Genomic DNA, 16,982 nt, shown 5'->3' on the forward strand with positions numbered 1-16,982 from the left:
TTGAGAGGGTAAGGCTCCCAGTAGACGACTGGGTTGATAGGCCGGATATGGAAGCACGGTAACGTGTGGAGTTGACCGGTACTAATAGGCCGAGGGCTTGTCCTCAGTTGCTCGCGTCCACTGTGTTGGTTCTGAAACCACGAACAACCAAAGTGCCGGTTGTCAGTTTCATAGTGTTTCGGTGGTTATAGCGTAGGGGAAACGCCCGGTTACATTTCGAACCCGGAAGCTAAGCCTTACAGCGCCGATGGTACTGCAGGGGGGACCCTGTGGGAGAGTAGGACGCCGCCGAACAATCTTTGGGAAAACCCCCGTATCTTCGGATACGGGGGTTTTCTGCGTTTAGGCTCGAAGCCATGCGCTATGACCTCGTGATCTTCGACAATGACGGTGTGCTCGTCGACAGCGAGCCCATCTCCAACCGGTTGCTCGCGACGTACCTCACCGAGCTGGGGCACCCCACCTCGTATGAGGAGTCCATTCGGGACTACATGGGATCTGCGATGCACCGGATTCACGAACTGGTCCTCGACCGGACAGGGCAGCGGTTGCCGGAGAACTTCGACGACGTCTTTCACGCGCGGGTGTTCGCGGCGTTCGAGCAGGAACTGGTGGCCGTGGCCGGGGCCACCGGAGTCCTGGAGAAGCTGGCCGCGGACGGGGAGCGCTACTGCGTGGCCTCCTCCGGGAGTCATGAGCGGATTCGCGTGGGGCATCGCACGACCGGGCTCGACCGGTGGTTCGACGACGGGCGGATCTTCAGTTCGCAGGACGTCGGGCGGGGGAAGCCGGCTCCCGATCTCTTCCTGTACGCGGCCGAGCGGATGGGGGTCGCGCCGGAGCGGTGCGTCGTCGTCGAGGACAGTCCCCTGGGCGTGCAGGCGGCCGTCGCGGCGGGGATGGACGTCTACGGGTTCACCGCCATGACACCGGCGGAGAAGCTGGCGGGGGCCCGCCGGCTCTTCTCCGACATGGGGGAGCTGGCCGACCTGCTGGTGTGAGCCGTACCCGAACTCCCGCCGAAGCTGAGGGGAATTCATCTTTGGCTGGATCTACCCACGGGTAGGCCGGGGCCCTACGCTCGCCGCCATGACAGATGTGCTGCGGCGCGGCAGGGCCTCGTTGGCGTTCAGCTTCCTGGTGCAGGGTGTCGCCTTTGCTCTGCTCGTGACGAGGATCCCGGCCATCCAGGACCGGTACGGGGTCTCCGACGCGCTGCTGCCCGCGTTCTTGGCCGCCGTGCCGATCCTCGCCGGCGTCGGGAGTGTGACCACCGAGCGGCTGGTGAAGCGGGTGCCGCCGAGCCGGCTGCTGCGATGGTCCCAGCCCGTGGTGCTGCTGGCGCTGCTCGGCGTCGGGGCCGGGGAGCGGATGGTGGAGCTCGGAGTCGCGCTCGCGGCGTTCGGGCTCGCCGTCGGGGTGCTGGACGCGTCGATGAACATGCTCGGGGTGAGCCTGCAACGCTCGTACGGGCGCAGCATCATGCTCAGCTTCCACGCGGCCTACAGCCTGGGCGGGATCGCCGGGGCCTCGCTGGCGTGGGTGGGTGCGCACTGGCATCTGGCCCTGTGGGTGTCGTATCTGCCGGTCGTGCTGGTGCTGCTGCCGGCTGTGCTGGTGGGGAGCCGGTGGTACGTCGACGACCGGGGCGGTGCGGCGGCCGAGGTGGAGAAGACGGCGGGGGAGGGCCAGGCCGTCGTCTTCAAGTGGCTGTTGCCGTTGTGTCTGGTGATGACGGTCGCCTACATCGGGGACTCGACGGTCTCCAACTGGAGCGCCAAGTACCTGCAGGACGTGCTGGGGAGCTCGGAGCAGACGGCGACGGTGCCGTACAACGTGTACATGGTCACCACGCTGCTGGGGCGGGCGATCGGGGACCTCGGGGTGCGGAGGTTCGGGGCGGTCGCGGTGGTGCGGGGCGGTGCGCTGGTGGCGGCGGGTGGGTTCGCCGTGGTGGCCGGGGCGCCCGGGGCGTGGGTCGGGATGCTGGGGTTCACGCTGGTGGGGGTGGGGTTGTGTGTGCTGGTGCCGCAGACGTTCGCGGCGGCCGGGAGGCTGTTCCCGGGGGCTTCGGATGCGGCCGTCGCGCGGCTGAATGTCTTCAACTATGTGGGGTTCTTGATCGGTTCGCCGTTGGTCGGGGCGCTCGGTGATCTGTGGAGCTATCGCGGGGCCATGCTCGTGCCGATGGTGTTGGTGCTGGTGACGCTCGTGTACGCCCGGTCGTTCGCTGCTCAACCGGACCGATACGGTGGCGGGCATGAGCGGCCGCGCACAGCTGATGTGGGACGAGGCAGTAACGGGCTATGACTTCGGACCGGGGCATCCGATGGACCCGGTCCGGCTCGCCCTGACCCGGAGACTGGTCGATGCCTTCGGGCTGGACCGTGAGGTGGATGTCGTCGCCGCGAAGGCGGCCGGGGAGTCGACGCTGCGGCTCGTCCACCGCCAGGACTACATCGGGGCGGTGAAGGCCGCGTCGGCGGATCCGGCGGCGGCGGACCAGTCGTACGGGCTGGGGACGATGGACGATCCGGCGTTCGCCGGGATGCACGAGGTGTCGTCGCTGATCGCCGGGCAGTCGGTGGGGGCGGCGGAGGCGGTGTGGCGCGGTGAGGCGCTGCACGCGGTGAACTTCGCGGGTGGGCTGCACCACGCGATGCCGGGCGGTGCGTCCGGGTTCTGCATCTACAACGACGCCTCGCTGGCCATTGCGCGGCTGCTGGAGCTCGGGGCTGAGCGGGTCGCGTACGTCGACGTCGACGTGCATCACGGGGACGGGGTCCAGGCGGCGTTCTGGGAGGACCCGCGGGTGCTGACGATCTCGCTGCACGAGCATCCCCGGACGCTGTTCCCGCAGACCGGGTGGCCGGAGGAGACCGGGGCGGACTCCGCGGAGGGTTCGGCGGTGAACGTGGCCCTGCCGGCCGGGACGGGGGACGCGGGGTGGCTGCGGGCCTTCCACGCGGTGGTGCCGGAGCTGATCGCCGACTTCCGGCCGCAGGTGCTGGTGACGCAGCACGGGGCCGACACGCACTTCGAGGATCCGCTGGCGCATCTGGCGGTGTCGCTGGACGCGCAGCGGGCGGTGCAGGTGGCCTGTCACGACCTGGCGCACGAGTACGCCGACGGGCGGTGGGTGGCCCTGGGCGGGGGCGGTTATGCCGTGGTGGATGTCGTGCCGCGCTCATGGACGCATCTGGTCGCGATCGCGGCGGGCCGGGCCGTGGAGCCCGAGGCGATGATCCCCGAGGGCTGGCGGCAGGAAGTGTTCGCGAGGACGCGGCAGTTGGCCCCGGCCCGGATGACGGACGGGCGCTGGCCCGTCGCCTGGTCCGGCTGGGAGGAGGGCTACGACCCCGCGGACCGGCTGGACCAGGCGGTGCTGGCGGCCCGGCGGGCGGTGTTCCCGCTGCGGGGGCTGCTGGCGTAGGGGGTGCCGCCGGGCGTAGGGCCTGGCGTGGATCAGGCCGCAGGAACTCGGCGGTGCCGTTCAGCGCCGGTGACGCGGAGCGTCGGCGAGTGACGACAACGCGGCAGATGTGCGTGCCAGGCCCCGCGTCTGCGGCGTGATCCAGACGACAGGCCCTGGGCCGACCGTGCGGTGTTCGCGGGTTTCCGGGACAGGTGGCGTTCCGGTCACGCACGATCTTTCTGTGCTGACCACCGAAGCCCTGCGTGCGCACCTGGTGGGCGCGCGGCTCGCCGGGACCGTGGCGACCTCGCGGGAGGAGAGCCTGCGCAGTTACCGGCTCTTCGCCGCGCGGGACCCCCGGGTGCTGCTCGGTATCGATCCCGAAGGTGCCTGGCAGCAGCGGGAGTTGATCGAGCTGATGGCGGACCGGTGCGGTGTTTCGGCCGATTCCCGGCAGGTTTCCGGCCAGGACGTGATCGATCCGGAGCGGACCCTGGCGGCGCTGGACGCCTTCGCGGAACGCCTCGCCGAGGCCGCCCGGCGTGGTGCTCCCGTGCTTCTCGGCACCGGGCATCCGCACCGGCTGCTCGGTTTCTACGGCGCTCTGGCAGACGCGCTGTCGGCGGCGGGATGTGCCGTTCTCACCCCTGCGCAGGGTCGCCGTATCGACATAACGACCCGGTTCGGCCTACGCACGTACAACCTCGACTACGTACGAGGAGTCGCGCTGGTGCGGACCCCCGACGCGGAACGCCCCGGTTGTGAGCCCGGCGCACATACGCACTCACCGCTCCCGGTTCGTACCGTACTGGCCGCTTGCGCGGAGGCCGGCGGGCCCCTTCCCGAGCTGGTGATCGGGGACCACGGGTGGGTCTGCGGAGCAGGTCAGCTGGGGTTCGAGGCCATCGGGCCGGCCGATACGGACGATCCGGCGCTGTTCGTGGGGGAGGCCGAGGGGTGCGTGTCCGTCGTCGTTCCACTTGATGACGGCGTGCGGTCTGATTACTACCTGCCGCTTACCCGCTACGTACTCAATCGGGCGTGTCTGTCACAGTAGGTCGCCGATGGCTCCACCTCTTCCCCACTCGCATCACTGGCACCTACATTGGGGAGTGAGCACGCAGCGACGAAGAGTCACCGGAAGGGGAAGCCGGTGGCCGTCGAGTGCGGAAGGTTCAGGTGTGTCATGGCTGCAGCTGGCGAGAGGCCTCTGAACGAGGTTCAGTTCCTTACCGTGGCGGAAGTCGCCTCGGTGATGCGAGTGTCGAAGATGACCGTGTACCGGCTGGTGCACAGCGGTCATCTGCCCGCGATCCGTGTGGGGCGGTCATTCCGCGTCCCGGAGCAAGCGGTTCACGAGTACCTCCGCGAGAGTTACGTGGGGGTGGAAACCGCCTGACGGCAGGGTCGGGGCGATCCCCCCAGGGCACTTCGGGATCCCCCGGCCTCCTCGATTACGACCTCAGCGCTCGGACGGGTAGGCTGGCCCCTCGTAGGTCGTATGGGCCCATGGCGCCCAAACACCGAGTGATGAGAAGTGAGCGAGGGTAGTCGTGGGCTCTGTTATCAAGAAGCGGCGCAAGCGGATGGCGAAGAAGAAGCACCGCAAGCTGCTCAAGCGCACGCGCGTTCAGCGTCGCAACAAGAAGTAAGTTCGCGACGCGCACGCCGCGAGAGCGTTGCTGTGGCCCCCCACCCACCGGTGGGGGGCCACACGCGTATCCGCTCCATCGTCTGGCTGCTTCGGTCACTTCGCGCATCGGGCGGTCATCACAGCGCAACAACAACCCGCTAAGTTGGCCCCACGGGGGAACGCGGCGGGGGCACGAGGTTCTGGAAGGAAGGCGCTGATCTTGGGCAAGGTCGTGCTCGTGACCGGAGTGGCCCGCCAGCTGGGGGGCCGGTTCGTCAGGCGGATCCAGCGGGACGCCGACGTGGACCGGGTCGTCGCCGTGGACGCGGTGCCGCCCGAGCACCATCTGGGCGGTGCGGACTTCATCCAGGCCGACATCCGGCAGCCCGGCATCGCGCGGGTGCTCGCCGAGACGGGCGCCGACACGATCGTCCACCTGGACGTGACGGGGACGCCGCTGGGCAGCGGCAACCGGGCCTCCCTGAAGGAGACCAACGTCATCGGCACCATGCAGCTGCTCGGTGCCTGCCAGAAGTCCCCCTCCGTGCAGCGGCTGGTCGTGAAGTCCAGCACGAACGTCTACGGCTCCGCGCCCCGCGACCCGGCCGTGTTCACCGAGACGACCCCGCCCAAGTCCCTGCCCAGCGGCGGCTTCGCCAAGGACACCGTCGAGGTCGAGGGCTATGTCCGCGGCTTCGCGCGCCGCCGGCCCGATGTGGCCGTGTGCGTGCTGCGGTTCGCCAACATCCTGGGCCCGACCGCGGACACCCCGCTCGCCTCGTACTTCGCGCTGCCGGTGCTGCCGACCGTGTTCGGCTACGACCCGCGGCTGCAGTTCGTGCACGAGGACGACGTGATCGAGGTGCTGCGGATCGGCTCGCACGAACCCCGGCGGGGCACGCTCAACAGCGGCACCTTCAACATCGCCGGCGACGGTGTGCTGCTGCTCTCCCAGTGCTCGCGGCGCCTCGGCCGCCCCACCGTGCCCCTGCTGCTCCCGGCCGTCACCTGGGCGGGCTCGCTGGTGCGTACGCTGGGGATGACGGACTTCTCGCCCGAGCAGATCCGGCTGCTCACGCACGGCCGGGTGGTGGCCACGGGCCAGATGCGCGAGACGCTGGGATTCCAGCCCAAGTACACGACCGCGGAGACGTTCGCGGACTTCGCCCGCAGCCAGGGCCCCGGACTTCTTCCGCCGGAGGCCCTTGCGGGGGCCGTCGACCGGATCGCCGACCTGCCTCTCGCGGGCGGCGGACACCCTCCGACGCAGAGCGCCAACTGAGGAGCGCATCAACGATGGCGGACGCCAAGGTCATTCCGTTCGACGACGACCGGTCCCGGGGGAGCGCCGTGCAGCGTCCCCAGCGGCGCCGGAGCGCTGGGAACCGCCGCCCGGGCGCGGAGTCCGTGCCGGTACGTGAGGTGCAGCCCCTGCCCACCAGGGCTGTTCCGCAGGATGATGTTCCTGTGACTTCTGAGGAACAGCAGCCGGAGCCTTCCCGGGACGGCGTGGGCGGGCTGGAACGGCGGATCGCGGGCGGCCTGGCCTTCCTGCGCCGCCGCCTCACCGGGGACTACGAGGTCGACGACTTCGGCTACGACGAGGAGCTCACCGACCAGGTCCTGATGTCCCTGCTGCGCCCGCTGTACGACACGTACTTCCGGGTCGAGGTGAAGGGCGTCGAGAACATTCCGTCCGAGGGCGGCGCCCTGATCGTCGCCAACCACTCCGGCACGCTGCCGATGGACGGCCTGATGATGCAGGTCGCCGTGCACGACAACCACCCGGCGGGCCGGCATCTGCGTCTCCTCGCCGCGGACCTGGTGTTCATGCTGCCGGTGGTCAACGAGCTGGCCCGCAAGCTGGGTCACACCCTGGCGTGCGCCGAGGACGCGTCCCGGCTGCTGGAGCAGGGCGAAGTGGTCGGGGTGATGCCGGAGGGCTTCAAGGGCCTCGGCAAGCCCTTCGCGGACCGCTACAAGCTGCAGCGCTTCGGCCGCGGCGGTTTCGTCTCGACGGCTCTGCGCGCGGGGACGCCGATCGTGCCCTGCTCGATCGTCGGGGCGGAGGAGATCTACCCGATGATCGGCAACGCCAGGACGATCGCGCGGCTGCTGGGCTTCCCGTACTTCCCGATCACGCCGACGTTCCCGTGGCTCGGGCCGCTCGGGGCGATTCCGCTGCCGACCAAGTGGACGATCCAGTTCGGCGAGCCGATCCCCACGGACGGCTATCCGCCGGAGGCGGCGGAGGACCCGATGCTGATGTTCAACCTGACCGACCAGGTCAGGGAGCAGATCCAGCACACCCTGTACAAGCTGTTGGTGCAGCGGCGGTCGGTGTTCTTCTGAGGCCGACGTTCGCAACAGCCTGCCGGTCGGTGTTCTTCTGACCCTGCCCGCGTACGACGGTGGGGGCGCCCCTCGGCCGAGGGGCGCCCCCACCGTCTCCGTCTAGTCCGCGTCCTCGCTGTCGATGCCCAGCCCGGGCAGCAGACCGGGCAGGAGCGGCGGGAGTGTCACATCCGGCTCGGGGACGGGTGTGTTGTCCTCCGCCGACGGGGAGGTGCTCGCCTCGCTGTCCGTCGGCGGGTCGAGCAGGCCGCCGGTGTTGCCGCCGAGCAGGCCGTCGCTGTCGCTGCCGGAGCCGGCCGAGCGGCTGGGGCTGCCGCTGCCGGTGCTGCGGTCGCCGCTGTGCCCGCCGCCGCTGTCGCTGGGGCGGGTCGAGCGGTCGGTGCCCGAGGAGCCGCTGGGGGCCGACTCGGAGGCGCCCTGCCGCTTGCCGTCGCCGCCGCTCGTGGCCGGGGGCTCGGGCAGCAGGGACCGCAGCGGGGCGACGTCCTCGTCTATGGCGTCGAACACCGACGACACCTGCTCGCTGACGTCCCCGAGCTGGACGGGCAGTCGCTCGCGCAGTTCGCCCCAGGCCTCGCGGTGGGAGCGGGAGAACGCGGACAGGGCCTGGATGGGGGCCAGCGAGTCCGGGTCGCGCTCGTACGCCTCGCTCAGCAGCCGGTGGCCCTCCGACGCGTCGTGCCGCATGCCGGACAGGGCGCGGCGGATCTCGCCGAGGGACTCGTGGTCCAGGGGGCCGCTGCGGCCGCGCTCCATCAGGCGGCGGGCTTCGCTGAGCCGGGTGGAGGCGTGGTCGAGGTAGACCCGGCCGCGCTCGTCCGACCCGTCGGCGAGGCCGAGCGTGACGTCCTCGATGCCGCGCTTGAGTCCGTAGAGCGAATCGCCGGGCAGGGCGTCCGAGCTGGCGGCGGACACACCGCCGAAGGCGCTCGCGGCCACTCCGACACTGAGTCCGCCCGCGGTGAGGCCCTTGGCGAGCCGGGAACGCGGCCGGAACTTCTTCAGCGAACTCGCGCGGTGTGCGCCGCGAGCCCGGGATCGCTGCTCGGGGAGCGCTCGGTCCGTCGCCCCGCCGCCCGCGGTGCCCTCCTGCAGCATGGCCTCGAAAGCGGCCACGAGCTGGGCCCGCTGGACGACCTTGACCTCCGGGTCGAGCTCCGGCTTGGGCAACGCGCCGAGACCCGAGGCGAGCGCCAGATGGCGGGCCTGTTCGCTCGGTTCCGCGACTGCCGGGGCCGGTGCCGATCCTTCGGGCTGCTCGGCCGCCGTGCCCTGCTCGGACTGCTCCTCCAGGGCCTGGGCGAAGGCGTTCGCCCGCCGGTGCGCCGATACGTTCGCGATCACTGGCGGCACCTCCTCTCGTCATGACGGTCGACTCCCCAGGGGGTCCTGAGGGTTGCACACCCTGACCACGACCACACGATCGAGTGATCGGAGTCGGCCAGGGGGTGACCACAGGGAGCCTGCATCCCGCACAACGAGTGGCGTGGCACTTGGGTTACGGACGTCGGCTGATCGGATGCCGAAGTCAACGGACTTTCACGGACCGTGAGTTGGATGTCGCCGAGCGTGCGGGGCGATCAGCGGGCGTCTTCCGGGAGGAGCCGGGCGAGGGTGCGGACGGCCCGGTACTGGAGGGTCTTGATGGCGCCCTCGTTCTTGCCCATGACCCGGGCGGTCTCGGCGACGGAGAGGCCCTGGAGGAAGCGGAGCGTCACACACTCCTGCTGCTGGGGGTTGAGCCGCCGTACGGCGTCGAGCAGGGCGGCGTTGGAGAGGGACTCCAGGACGGAGTCCTCGGGGGAGCGCTCGACCTCGTTGGCGTCGAGCATCTCGCCGGTGGTGACCTCGAGGCGGAAGCGGCTGGACTTGAAGTGGTCCGCGACGAGGTTGCGGGCGATGGTGACGAGCCAGGCGCCGAAGTCACGGCCCTGCCAGGTGAAGGTGCCGATGCGGCGCAGGGCACGCAGAAAGGTCTCGCTGGTGAGGTCCTCGGCTGTCGCCTTTCCTCCGACTCGGTAATAGATGTACCGGTAGACGGTGTCGCTGTACTGGTCGTAGAGGCGTCCGAAGGCGTCGGACTCGCCGGCCTGGGCACGCTCCACGAGGTCCATCATCCGGGCGCTGTCGCTGTCCGCGGCCGGCCGGCGCGCGGTGGCCGCCCCGGACGGGCGGCCTCGTCTGCCGACCGCAGCGCTGCCGTCGGCCAGTGCGTAGCACGGGCCGACGGGCGCGGCGGTGGCGAATGCGGGGACGGCGTACGCGGTGGGGACGAAGCCGCGCAACAGGTCTTGGACCGTTGCGCGCAGCGTAGCCAGGCCCGAGGCGTCAACCCCGACGTGTGGGTACACGGGACTCCCAGAGGCAGAGCTTCCATCACGTGCAGTGCGGGACCTTTCACCCGTCGTAGCGACGGAGGGGTACCGGTTTGCGTCTGAGGAGAATAACGCTTCGTGCAGGCACTGCTACACCGAGTTGCTCAAATCATCGATTACGTCGCTTCCGTAACCGATTGACGCCCGATCAAGTGCCGGAAGGTGAACGGTTGTTGATCGGAATGGTTCGGATTGCGGCTGAGTCCAGGGCGTGTTGTGGCCGTGTGCAGCCAAGAGGACTGGATACGGGGTTGCGGGGGTACGCCAGTTGGATTTACGGGGTTTGTCATCCCGTAAACGATGGTGTCCCGGTTTGATCAGATGGTCAGCGGCGTCGGCGGTGCAGGGCGATGGCGGCCGCCGTGCCGCCGGCGACCGCGCCGACGCCCGCCGCGGCCGGGATGCCGACCTTGGCGGCCTTGCGGCCCGTGCGGTAGTCGCGCAGGCGCCAGTCCAGCTCGCGGGCGTGTTTGCGCAGCTTGCTGTCCGGGTTGATGGCGTAGGGGTGGCCGACCAGCGAGAGCATCGGGATGTCGTTGTGCGAGTCGCTGTAGGCGGCGCAGCGGCCGAGGTCCAGGCCCTCGGCGGCGGCCAGGGCGCGTACGGCCTCGGCCTTCGCGGGGCCGTGCAGCGGCTCGCCGACGAGTTTGCCGGTGTAGACGCCGTCGACGGACTCGGCGACCGTGCCCAGGGCGCCGGTCAGGCCCAGGCGCCGGGCGATGACCTGGGCGATCTCGACGGGGGCGGCCGTCACCAGCCACACCCTCTGGCCCGCGTCCAGGTGGGCCTGGGCGAGGGCGCGGGTACCGGGCCAGATGCGCTCGGCCATGTACTCGTCGTAGATCTCCTCGCCGATCGACTGGAGTTCGGCGACGCGGTGGCCCTGGACGATCGACAGGGCCGAGTCGCGGGCCTCCTGCATGTGTTCGGGGTCCTCGACCCCGGCGAGCCGGAACCACGCCTGCTGCCAGGCGAACTTCGCGAGCTCGCGGGTCTCGAAGAACTTCCGCTTGTACAGGCCGCGTCCGAAGTGGAAGAGGGCCGCGCCCTGCATGACGGTGTTGTCCAGGTCGAAGAAGGCGGCGGCCTGGTCGTCGCCGTGCACCGGGAACTGCGGTTCCTCGGTCGTGCCGGCGGCTTCCTGCGTGGACTTGCGGGCTGCCTCCGCCGAGGCCTCGCCTGCCAAAACGCTCCGCGCCGTGGCGGAGCGCCTACGGGGAGTGAGCCATCCTAGAGCGGCCATGGCGTGAGCATAGCCAGTTTGTTCGGGGGTTCCGGAGTCGAGAGGTTGGGAGCGTGTGAACTCTCGGCAAGCGTGTCGTTAAAGATGCCGTGCGATATGAACGCGGCCGGCGCGTCCCCTGGCCCTTTCGCGGGGGTTCCGCTTGGCCGCGGGCGCGCGACAATGGCCGACATGAGTCCCCTCTTCCGTCGCAGGCCCCCTCGGGACCGGCTCGTCACCCTGATCCGCAAGCCCGGCTGTCATCTGTGTGATGACGCACAGGTCGTTGTGGAGAAGGTGTGCGGTGATCTCGGAGTCCCCTGGGAGCAGAAGGACATCACCGAGGATCGGGAACTGTACGACCAGTACTGGGAGCAGATCCCGGTCGTACTGGTGGACGGCAGGCAGCACACGTTCTGGCGCGTGAACGAGGACCGCCTGCGCAAGGCGCTGACCGACTGATCCCGCCCGGGCGAGCGACTGACCGATCAGTCCAAAGCGGCCGCCGGGTCGCTTAGGATCGATGGTGGCTTGATCTCGGGGGCGGGATTCACTGAGGAGAGTGTGCGGTTTTGCCCCCAGAAGACAAGGAACGGTGGTGCGAATGCGCCGGTTCCCTGCGCGCGCGCCGGGGGCGCGTGAGCCCGGTCACGTTGGGCGGGCAAATCGGACACCATCTTTGTGCACGCGTTCACAAAGACATAGCCTGCATTCGACGGGGCGGTCATGTAGGGACGTATGACCGCCTACAGCCCCGCTCTACCCGCAGGAGCACCGTGGCAACTGGCCGAACTCACCGACCGGCGACCCGCAGCCGAGGGATTCCCGAGGCCACCGTCGCCCGGCTTCCGCTGTACCTCCGCGCTCTGACCGCACTGTCGGAGCGCTCGGTTCCCACGGTCTCCTCCGAGGAGCTCGCGGCCGCGGCGGGGGTCAACTCCGCGAAGCTGCGCAAGGACTTCTCCTACCTCGGGTCGTACGGGACCAGGGGTGTCGGCTACGACGTCGAGTATCTCGTGTACCAGATCTCCCGCGAACTGGGGCTCACCCAGGACTGGCCGGTTGTGATCGTCGGTATCGGTAACCTCGGCGCGGCCCTCGCCAACTACGGCGGTTTCGCCTCCCGCGGCTTCCGGGTCGCCGCGCTCATCGACGCCGACCCGGCCATGGCCGGCAAGCCCGTCGCCGGGATCCCGGTGCAGCACTCCGACGACCTGGAGAAGATCATCCAGGACAACGGCGTGTCGATCGGCGTCATCGCCACCCCCGCCGGTGCCGCTCAGGCGGTCTGCGACCGGCTCGTGGCCGCCGGTGTCACCTCCATCCTGAACTTCGCGCCGACCGTGCTGTCCGTCCCGGACGGCGTCGACGTGCGCAAGGTCGACCTCTCCATCGAGCTGCAGATCCTCGCCTTCCACGAGCAGCGCAAGGCCGGCGAGGAGGCCGCCGCCTCCGACGGGGGCGTCCCGGTCGCCGCCGCCCGCAGCGATTCCGCCGACCAGGGACCCGACGGGGACATGCCCGCCGTGATGCCGGCATGAGCCTCCTCGTCGTCGGACTCAGCCACCGCAGCGCCCCGGTCAGCGTGCTGGAGCGGGCCTCGCTGAACGCGGACGCGCAGATCAAGCTGCTCCAGGACACGGTCGCCGCCGAGCCGGCCACCGAGGCCGCGCTGCTCGCCACGTGCAACCGCATCGAGCTCTATGCCGACGTGGACAAGTTCCACGCCGGTGTCGCCGAGCTGTCCACGCTGCTCGCCCAGCACAGCGGGGTCGGCCTGGAGGAGCTCACTCCCTATCTCTATGTGCACTACGAGGACCGGGCCGTCCACCACCTGTTCTCGGTGGCCTGCGGGCTGGACTCCATGGTCGTCGGCGAGGGACAGATCCTCGGCCAGATCAAGGACTCCCTGGCCCGGGCCCAGGACCTGCACTCCGCCGGCCGTCTCCTGAACGACCTGTTCCAGCAGGCCCTCAGGGTCGGCAAGCGCGCCCACTCCGAGACCGGCATCGACCGCGCCGGCCAGTCCCTGGTCACCTTCGGCCTGGAGCAGCTGGCCCGGGGCGGGGACGTACAGCAGTGGGCGCGGGGCAAGAGGGCCCTGGTCATCGGGGCCGGGTCGATGTCCTCCCTGGCCGCCGCCACGCTCGCGCGGGCCGGTGTCACCGAGATCGTCGTCGCCAACCGCACCGTCGACCGCGCCGAGCGCCTCGCCCAGATCCTCATGGAGGGCGACGACACGGACGTGGCGGCCCGCGCGGTACCGATGGAGTCGGTGCCGGCCGAGCTGACACGTGCCGACGTCACCGTCTCCTGCACCGGCGCGACGGGCCTGGTCCTGACGGCCGAGTCGGTCGCCGAGGCGACCGAGGGCCGTACGCCGCCGTCGGCGGGGCCCGGCGAGGACGGACCGTCGGCGCCGGGCGGCGAGTCCGGCCGTACAGCCGGGGCGCAGCGCAGGGGCCCGTCGGGCACCGGCCTCGGCAGCGAGGACGGCTGTCCGCTGGACCTGTCCGCGGTGCAGGGCACCGCCGGATTCTCCGTGCTGGGCGAGGCGGCCGTGGCCGGGATGGCAGCCGCCGAGCTGGAGCAGCACGCGGCGTGGGTGGACAAGGGCACGGTGGGCGGCGCCCAGCGTGCGGCGGGCGGTTCGGCCCGGCCGGGATCGGCCGGTACGCTCGACCCGGCCACGGACACCGACGCCATCGCCGCGCTCGCCGCGACCGTCGCCACCGTCGGCCGGATCCCCGAGCGGCGCCGGCCCGAGCCGGTCGAGGAGCCGCAGCGGCCCGAGCCCGTGCTCTTCCTGCTCGACCTCGCGATGCCGCGCGACATCGACGCGGCCGTGCACCGGCTGGCCGGGGTGCGGCTGGTGGACATCGAGTCGCTGGCGGAGGCCACCGCGGGCGCTCCGATGGCTGCCGATGTGGACCAGGTCCGGCGTATCGTCTCCGACGAGGTCGCGGCCTTCGGGGCAGCACTGCGGGCCGCGCACATCACACCGACCGTGGTCGCCCTGCGCACCATGGCCGCCGATGTTGTGGCCGGCGAGATCGCCCGGCTGGACGGGCGGCTGCCCGGACTCGACGACAAGCACCGAGCGGAGATCACCCAGACCGTGCGGCGCGTGGTCGACAAACTGCTCCACGCGCCGACCGTGCGGGTCAAGCAACTCGCGGCCGAACCCGGCGGCGCCGGGTACGCGGACGCACTGCGGACCCTGTTCGACCTCGACCCCGAGACGGTGGCCGCCGTCTCCCGGGCCGAGGACAGCACCACCGAGAAAGACCGAGGGCCGGCATGACCGACAAGACGCTGAGGCTCGGCACCCGGCGCAGCAGGCTCGCCATGGCCCAGTCCGGCCAGGTGGCGGAAGCCGTGAGCCAGGTGACCGGGCGGCCCGTCGAGCTCGTCGAGATCACCACGTACGGCGACACCTCGCGCGAGCAGCTCGCCCAGATCGGCGGGACCGGCGTGTTCGTGACCGCCCTGCGCGACGCGCTGCTCAAGGGCGAGGTCGACTTCGCGGTGCACTCGCTGAAGGACCTGCCGACCACGCAGCCCGACGAGCTGGTCGTGGCCGCCGTGCCGGTGCGCGAGGACCCGCGCGACGTGATCGTCGCCCGGGACGCGCTGAAGTTCACCGACCTGCCCTCCGGGGCCCGCATCGGTACGGGTTCGCCGCGCCGCATGGCGCAGCTCAACGCGTACGCCCGCAGCCACGGACTGGACATAGCGACGGTCCCGATCCGCGGCAACGTCGACACCCGGATCGGATACGTGCGCAGCGGCGAACTCGACGCCGTCGTGCTGGCCGCCGCCGGACTGAACCGCATCGGCCGCGGTGACGAAGCGACCGACTTCCTGTCGGTCGACACGGTTTTGCCCGCCCCCGGCCAGGGGGCACTGGCGATCGAGTGTGCCGCGGGCAACGCGGACCTCATCGCCGCGCTCGCCGAACTCGACGACCCGCTCACGCGGATCGCCGTAACGGCCGAGCGATCACTGCTCGCCGCCCTGGAGGCCGGTTGCAGTGCACCTGTGGGTGCGCTGGCCGACCTGCTGGCCGACGGGCAGATTGTCAAGGAAATGCGCCTGCGCGCGGTCGTCGGGACCACCGACGGCACGCGCATGGTGCAGCTGTCCACCACCGGTCCCGTGCCCGAGACGCACGACGGGGCAATGGCGCTCGGTCGCGAACTCGCGGCCGAGATGCTCGCCCAGGGCGCGGCCGGTCTGATGGGGGAGCGAGCACATTGAGCCCCACCACCCTTTCCGCCGGTCCTGAACACGGGCACGTCACCTTCCTGGGTGCCGGACCCGGAGATCCGGGACTGCTGACTCTGCGCGCCGTGGAGGCGCTGGCGAACGCGGACGTCCTCGTCGCCGAGCACGAGGTGCTCGACGTCGTACGTCAGCACGCCAGGCAGGGCGTCTCCGAAGTGCACACGGACACGGATCCATCCCAGGATCCGGCTCCGGGCACAGGAGCGCCCCAGCTGACGGTAGTTGACGGCACGTCAACCACCGCGGCCGTCCCCCCGGTGCGGGATGCCGCACATCTTGTCATGGAGGCCGCACGGGGCGGCAGGCGGGTCGTGCGTGCCGTGTCCGGGGACCCGGGCCTCGACACGTACGCCGCCGAGGAGATGCTGGCGTGCGCCGCCGCCGGGGTGCCCTTCGAGGTCGTCCCCGGTATCGCGAGCGCCGTCGGTGTGCCCGCGTACGCCGGTGTGCCGCTGCGGGACGCGCAAGGCGCGGACGTGCGGTTCGTGGACGCGCGGACGGCGTCGGACCGGTGCTGGACGGAGGTCGGTGCGTCGGACGGCACGGTCGTCGTGTCCACGACGCTGGACTCCGTCGCCGCGGCGGCCGGCGAGCTCGTCTCCGCCGGGCGCAAACCGGACACCCCGATGACGGTCACCGTCGCCGGTACGACCACCCGGCAGCGCACCTGGACCGCCACGCTCGGCACCATCGCGCAGACGCTGAAGCAGCTCAAGGTGCTGCCCTCGCCCGAGGGTGGCCGGCCGGTGATAGCCGTGGTCGGTGAGCGTTCCGCCGCCGCCCAGCGCGACCAGCTCGCGTGGTTCGAGTCCAAGCCGCTGTTCGGCTGGAAGGTGCTCGTGCCGCGGACGAAGGAGCAGGCGGCGTCGCTCTCCGACCAGTTGCGGTCCTACGGGGCCGTGCCGCACGAGGTGCCGACGATCGCCGTCGAGCCGCCGCGCACGCCCCAGCAGATGGAGCGTGCGGTCAAGGGGCTCGTCACGGGCCGCTACGAGTGGATCGCCTTCACCTCGGTGAACGCGGTCAAGGCCGTGCGGGAGAAGTTCGAGGAGTACGGGCTCGACGCGCGTGCCTTCGCGGGCATCAAGGTCGCGGCCGTCGGCGAGCAGACGGCGAAGGCGCTGATCGCGTTCGGTGTGAAGCCGGACCTGGTGCCGAGCGGTGAGCAGTCGGCCGCCGGTCTGCTGGAGGACTGGCCGCCCTACGACCCGGTCTTCGACCCGATCGACCGAGTCTTCCTGCCGCGTGCCGACATCGCCACGGAGACGCTGGTCGCCGGGCTGATCGAGCTCGGCTGGGAGGTCGACGACGTCACGGCCTACCGGACCGTGCGGGCCTCGCCGCCGCCGGCGGAGACCCGCGAGGCGATCAAGGGCGGTGGCTTCGACGCCGTGCTGTTCACGTCGTCCTCCACCGTGCGGAACCTGGTCGGCATCGCCGGCAAGCCGCACAACGTCACCGTGATCGCGTGCATCGGCCCGGCCACGGCGAAGACCGCCGAGGAGCACGGGCTCCGTGTGGACGTGATGGCTCCGGAGCCGTCCGTGCTGAAGCTCGCGGAGGCGCTGGCCGACTTCGGCGCGAAGCGGAGAGCTGCCGCTGTGGAGGCCGGGGATCCGGTGACGCGGCCGAGTGAGAGGCGGCCGGGGGCTCGGCGGCGGCGTTCGACGACCTGAGGTCCGGGCTGGTTCTGCC

16 protein-coding genes and 2 rRNA genes are annotated in these 16,982 nt (G+C 70.6%); 15 read left to right on the plus strand and 3 right to left on the minus strand.

Annotated features, from left to right (window positions below; genetic code table 11):
• The 10 genes from G3I77_RS22560 to G3I77_RS22605 form a co-directional block, all read left to right on the plus strand.
• Positions 1-105 (plus strand): 23S ribosomal RNA (locus tag G3I77_RS22560); the annotation flags it as partial.
• Positions 106-177: 72 nt separating this feature from the next.
• Positions 178-294 (plus strand): 5S ribosomal RNA (rrf, locus tag G3I77_RS22565).
• A gap of 62 nt (positions 295-356) precedes the next feature.
• Complete coding sequence (locus tag G3I77_RS22570; protein ID WP_248506556.1) at positions 357-1,001, plus strand: HAD family phosphatase; 645 nt, start codon at positions 357-359, stop codon at positions 999-1,001.
• Positions 1,002-1,089: 88 nt separating this feature from the next.
• On the plus strand, positions 1,090-2,310 hold the full coding sequence (locus G3I77_RS22575) for an MFS transporter (protein WP_248506558.1): 1,221 nt from the start codon (positions 1,090-1,092) through the stop codon (positions 2,308-2,310).
• On the plus strand, positions 2,261-3,433 hold the full coding sequence (locus G3I77_RS22580; protein ID WP_248506560.1) for an acetoin utilization protein AcuC: 1,173 nt from the start codon (positions 2,261-2,263) through the stop codon (positions 3,431-3,433). The genes G3I77_RS22575 and G3I77_RS22580 overlap by 50 nt, the downstream gene beginning before the upstream one ends.
• Positions 3,434-3,656: 223 nt before the next feature.
• Entirely contained in the window at positions 3,657-4,472 is an 816-nt protein-coding gene (locus tag G3I77_RS22585) for a phosphatase (RefSeq protein ID WP_248506562.1), read from the plus strand.
• Between the two features lie 129 nt (positions 4,473-4,601).
• The gene (locus G3I77_RS22590) at positions 4,602-4,814 is read left to right on the plus strand and encodes a helix-turn-helix domain-containing protein (protein WP_004984898.1); all 213 of its coding nucleotides are present in this window, start codon (positions 4,602-4,604) and stop codon (positions 4,812-4,814) included.
• 154 nt (positions 4,815-4,968) lie between these two features.
• Positions 4,969-5,067, plus strand: coding sequence for a 30S ribosomal protein bS22 (locus G3I77_RS22595; protein ID WP_003948845.1), 99 nt, complete (start codon positions 4,969-4,971; stop codon positions 5,065-5,067).
• 201 nt (positions 5,068-5,268) lie between these two features.
• On the plus strand, positions 5,269-6,330 hold the full coding sequence (locus G3I77_RS22600; RefSeq protein ID WP_248506565.1) for an NAD-dependent epimerase/dehydratase family protein: 1,062 nt from the start codon (positions 5,269-5,271) through the stop codon (positions 6,328-6,330).
• A gap of 14 nt (positions 6,331-6,344) precedes the next feature.
• Positions 6,345-7,400, plus strand: coding sequence for a 1-acyl-sn-glycerol-3-phosphate acyltransferase (locus tag G3I77_RS22605; RefSeq protein ID WP_248506567.1), 1,056 nt, complete (start codon positions 6,345-6,347; stop codon positions 7,398-7,400).
• Between the two features lie 102 nt (positions 7,401-7,502).
• Here G3I77_RS22605 and G3I77_RS22610 read toward each other — a convergent pair whose 3' ends face one another.
• The 3 genes from G3I77_RS22610 to G3I77_RS22620 all read right to left on the minus strand — a co-directional run bounded on the left by G3I77_RS22610 (position 7,503) and on the right by G3I77_RS22620 (position 11,021).
• Complete coding sequence (locus G3I77_RS22610; protein WP_248506569.1) at positions 7,503-8,747, minus strand: DUF5667 domain-containing protein; 1,245 nt, start codon at positions 8,745-8,747, stop codon at positions 7,503-7,505.
• A 236-nt stretch (positions 8,748-8,983) separates the two neighbouring features.
• Positions 8,984-9,754, minus strand: coding sequence for an ECF subfamily RNA polymerase sigma factor, BldN family (locus G3I77_RS22615; protein WP_030840376.1), 771 nt, complete (start codon positions 9,752-9,754; stop codon positions 8,984-8,986).
• Between the two features lie 349 nt (positions 9,755-10,103).
• Entirely contained in the window at positions 10,104-11,021 is a 918-nt protein-coding gene (locus tag G3I77_RS22620; protein ID WP_248506571.1) for an HAD family phosphatase, read from the minus strand.
• Positions 11,022-11,183: 162 nt separating this feature from the next.
• On the opposite strand from G3I77_RS22620, the gene G3I77_RS22625 reads away from it, so the two are divergent.
• The 5 genes from G3I77_RS22625 (at position 11,184) to G3I77_RS22645 (ending at position 16,963) form a co-directional block, all read left to right on the plus strand.
• Positions 11,184-11,462: a glutaredoxin family protein gene (locus G3I77_RS22625; RefSeq protein ID WP_248506574.1), complete on the plus strand. Its 279-nt coding sequence runs from the start codon at positions 11,184-11,186 to the stop codon at positions 11,460-11,462.
• A gap of 314 nt (positions 11,463-11,776) precedes the next feature.
• A complete protein-coding gene (locus G3I77_RS22630; protein ID WP_248506576.1) occupies positions 11,777-12,541 on the plus strand; it encodes a redox-sensing transcriptional repressor Rex in 765 nt (254 codons plus the stop codon).
• Positions 12,538-14,304, plus strand: coding sequence for a glutamyl-tRNA reductase (locus G3I77_RS22635; protein ID WP_248506578.1), 1,767 nt, complete (start codon positions 12,538-12,540; stop codon positions 14,302-14,304). The genes G3I77_RS22630 and G3I77_RS22635 overlap by 4 nt, the downstream gene beginning before the upstream one ends.
• A complete protein-coding gene (gene hemC, locus G3I77_RS22640; protein ID WP_248506580.1) occupies positions 14,301-15,260 on the plus strand; it encodes a hydroxymethylbilane synthase in 960 nt (319 codons plus the stop codon). Before G3I77_RS22635 ends, hemC begins: the two co-directional genes overlap by 4 nt.
• On the plus strand, positions 15,257-16,963 hold the full coding sequence (locus G3I77_RS22645; RefSeq protein WP_248506582.1) for a bifunctional uroporphyrinogen-III C-methyltransferase/uroporphyrinogen-III synthase: 1,707 nt from the start codon (positions 15,257-15,259) through the stop codon (positions 16,961-16,963). Before hemC ends, G3I77_RS22645 begins: the two co-directional genes overlap by 4 nt.
• Positions 16,964-16,982 lie beyond the last annotated feature (19 nt).

This window comes from Streptomyces sp. D2-8 (assembly GCF_023184515.1).
Taxonomy (GTDB): domain Bacteria; phylum Actinomycetota; class Actinomycetes; order Streptomycetales; family Streptomycetaceae; genus Streptomyces.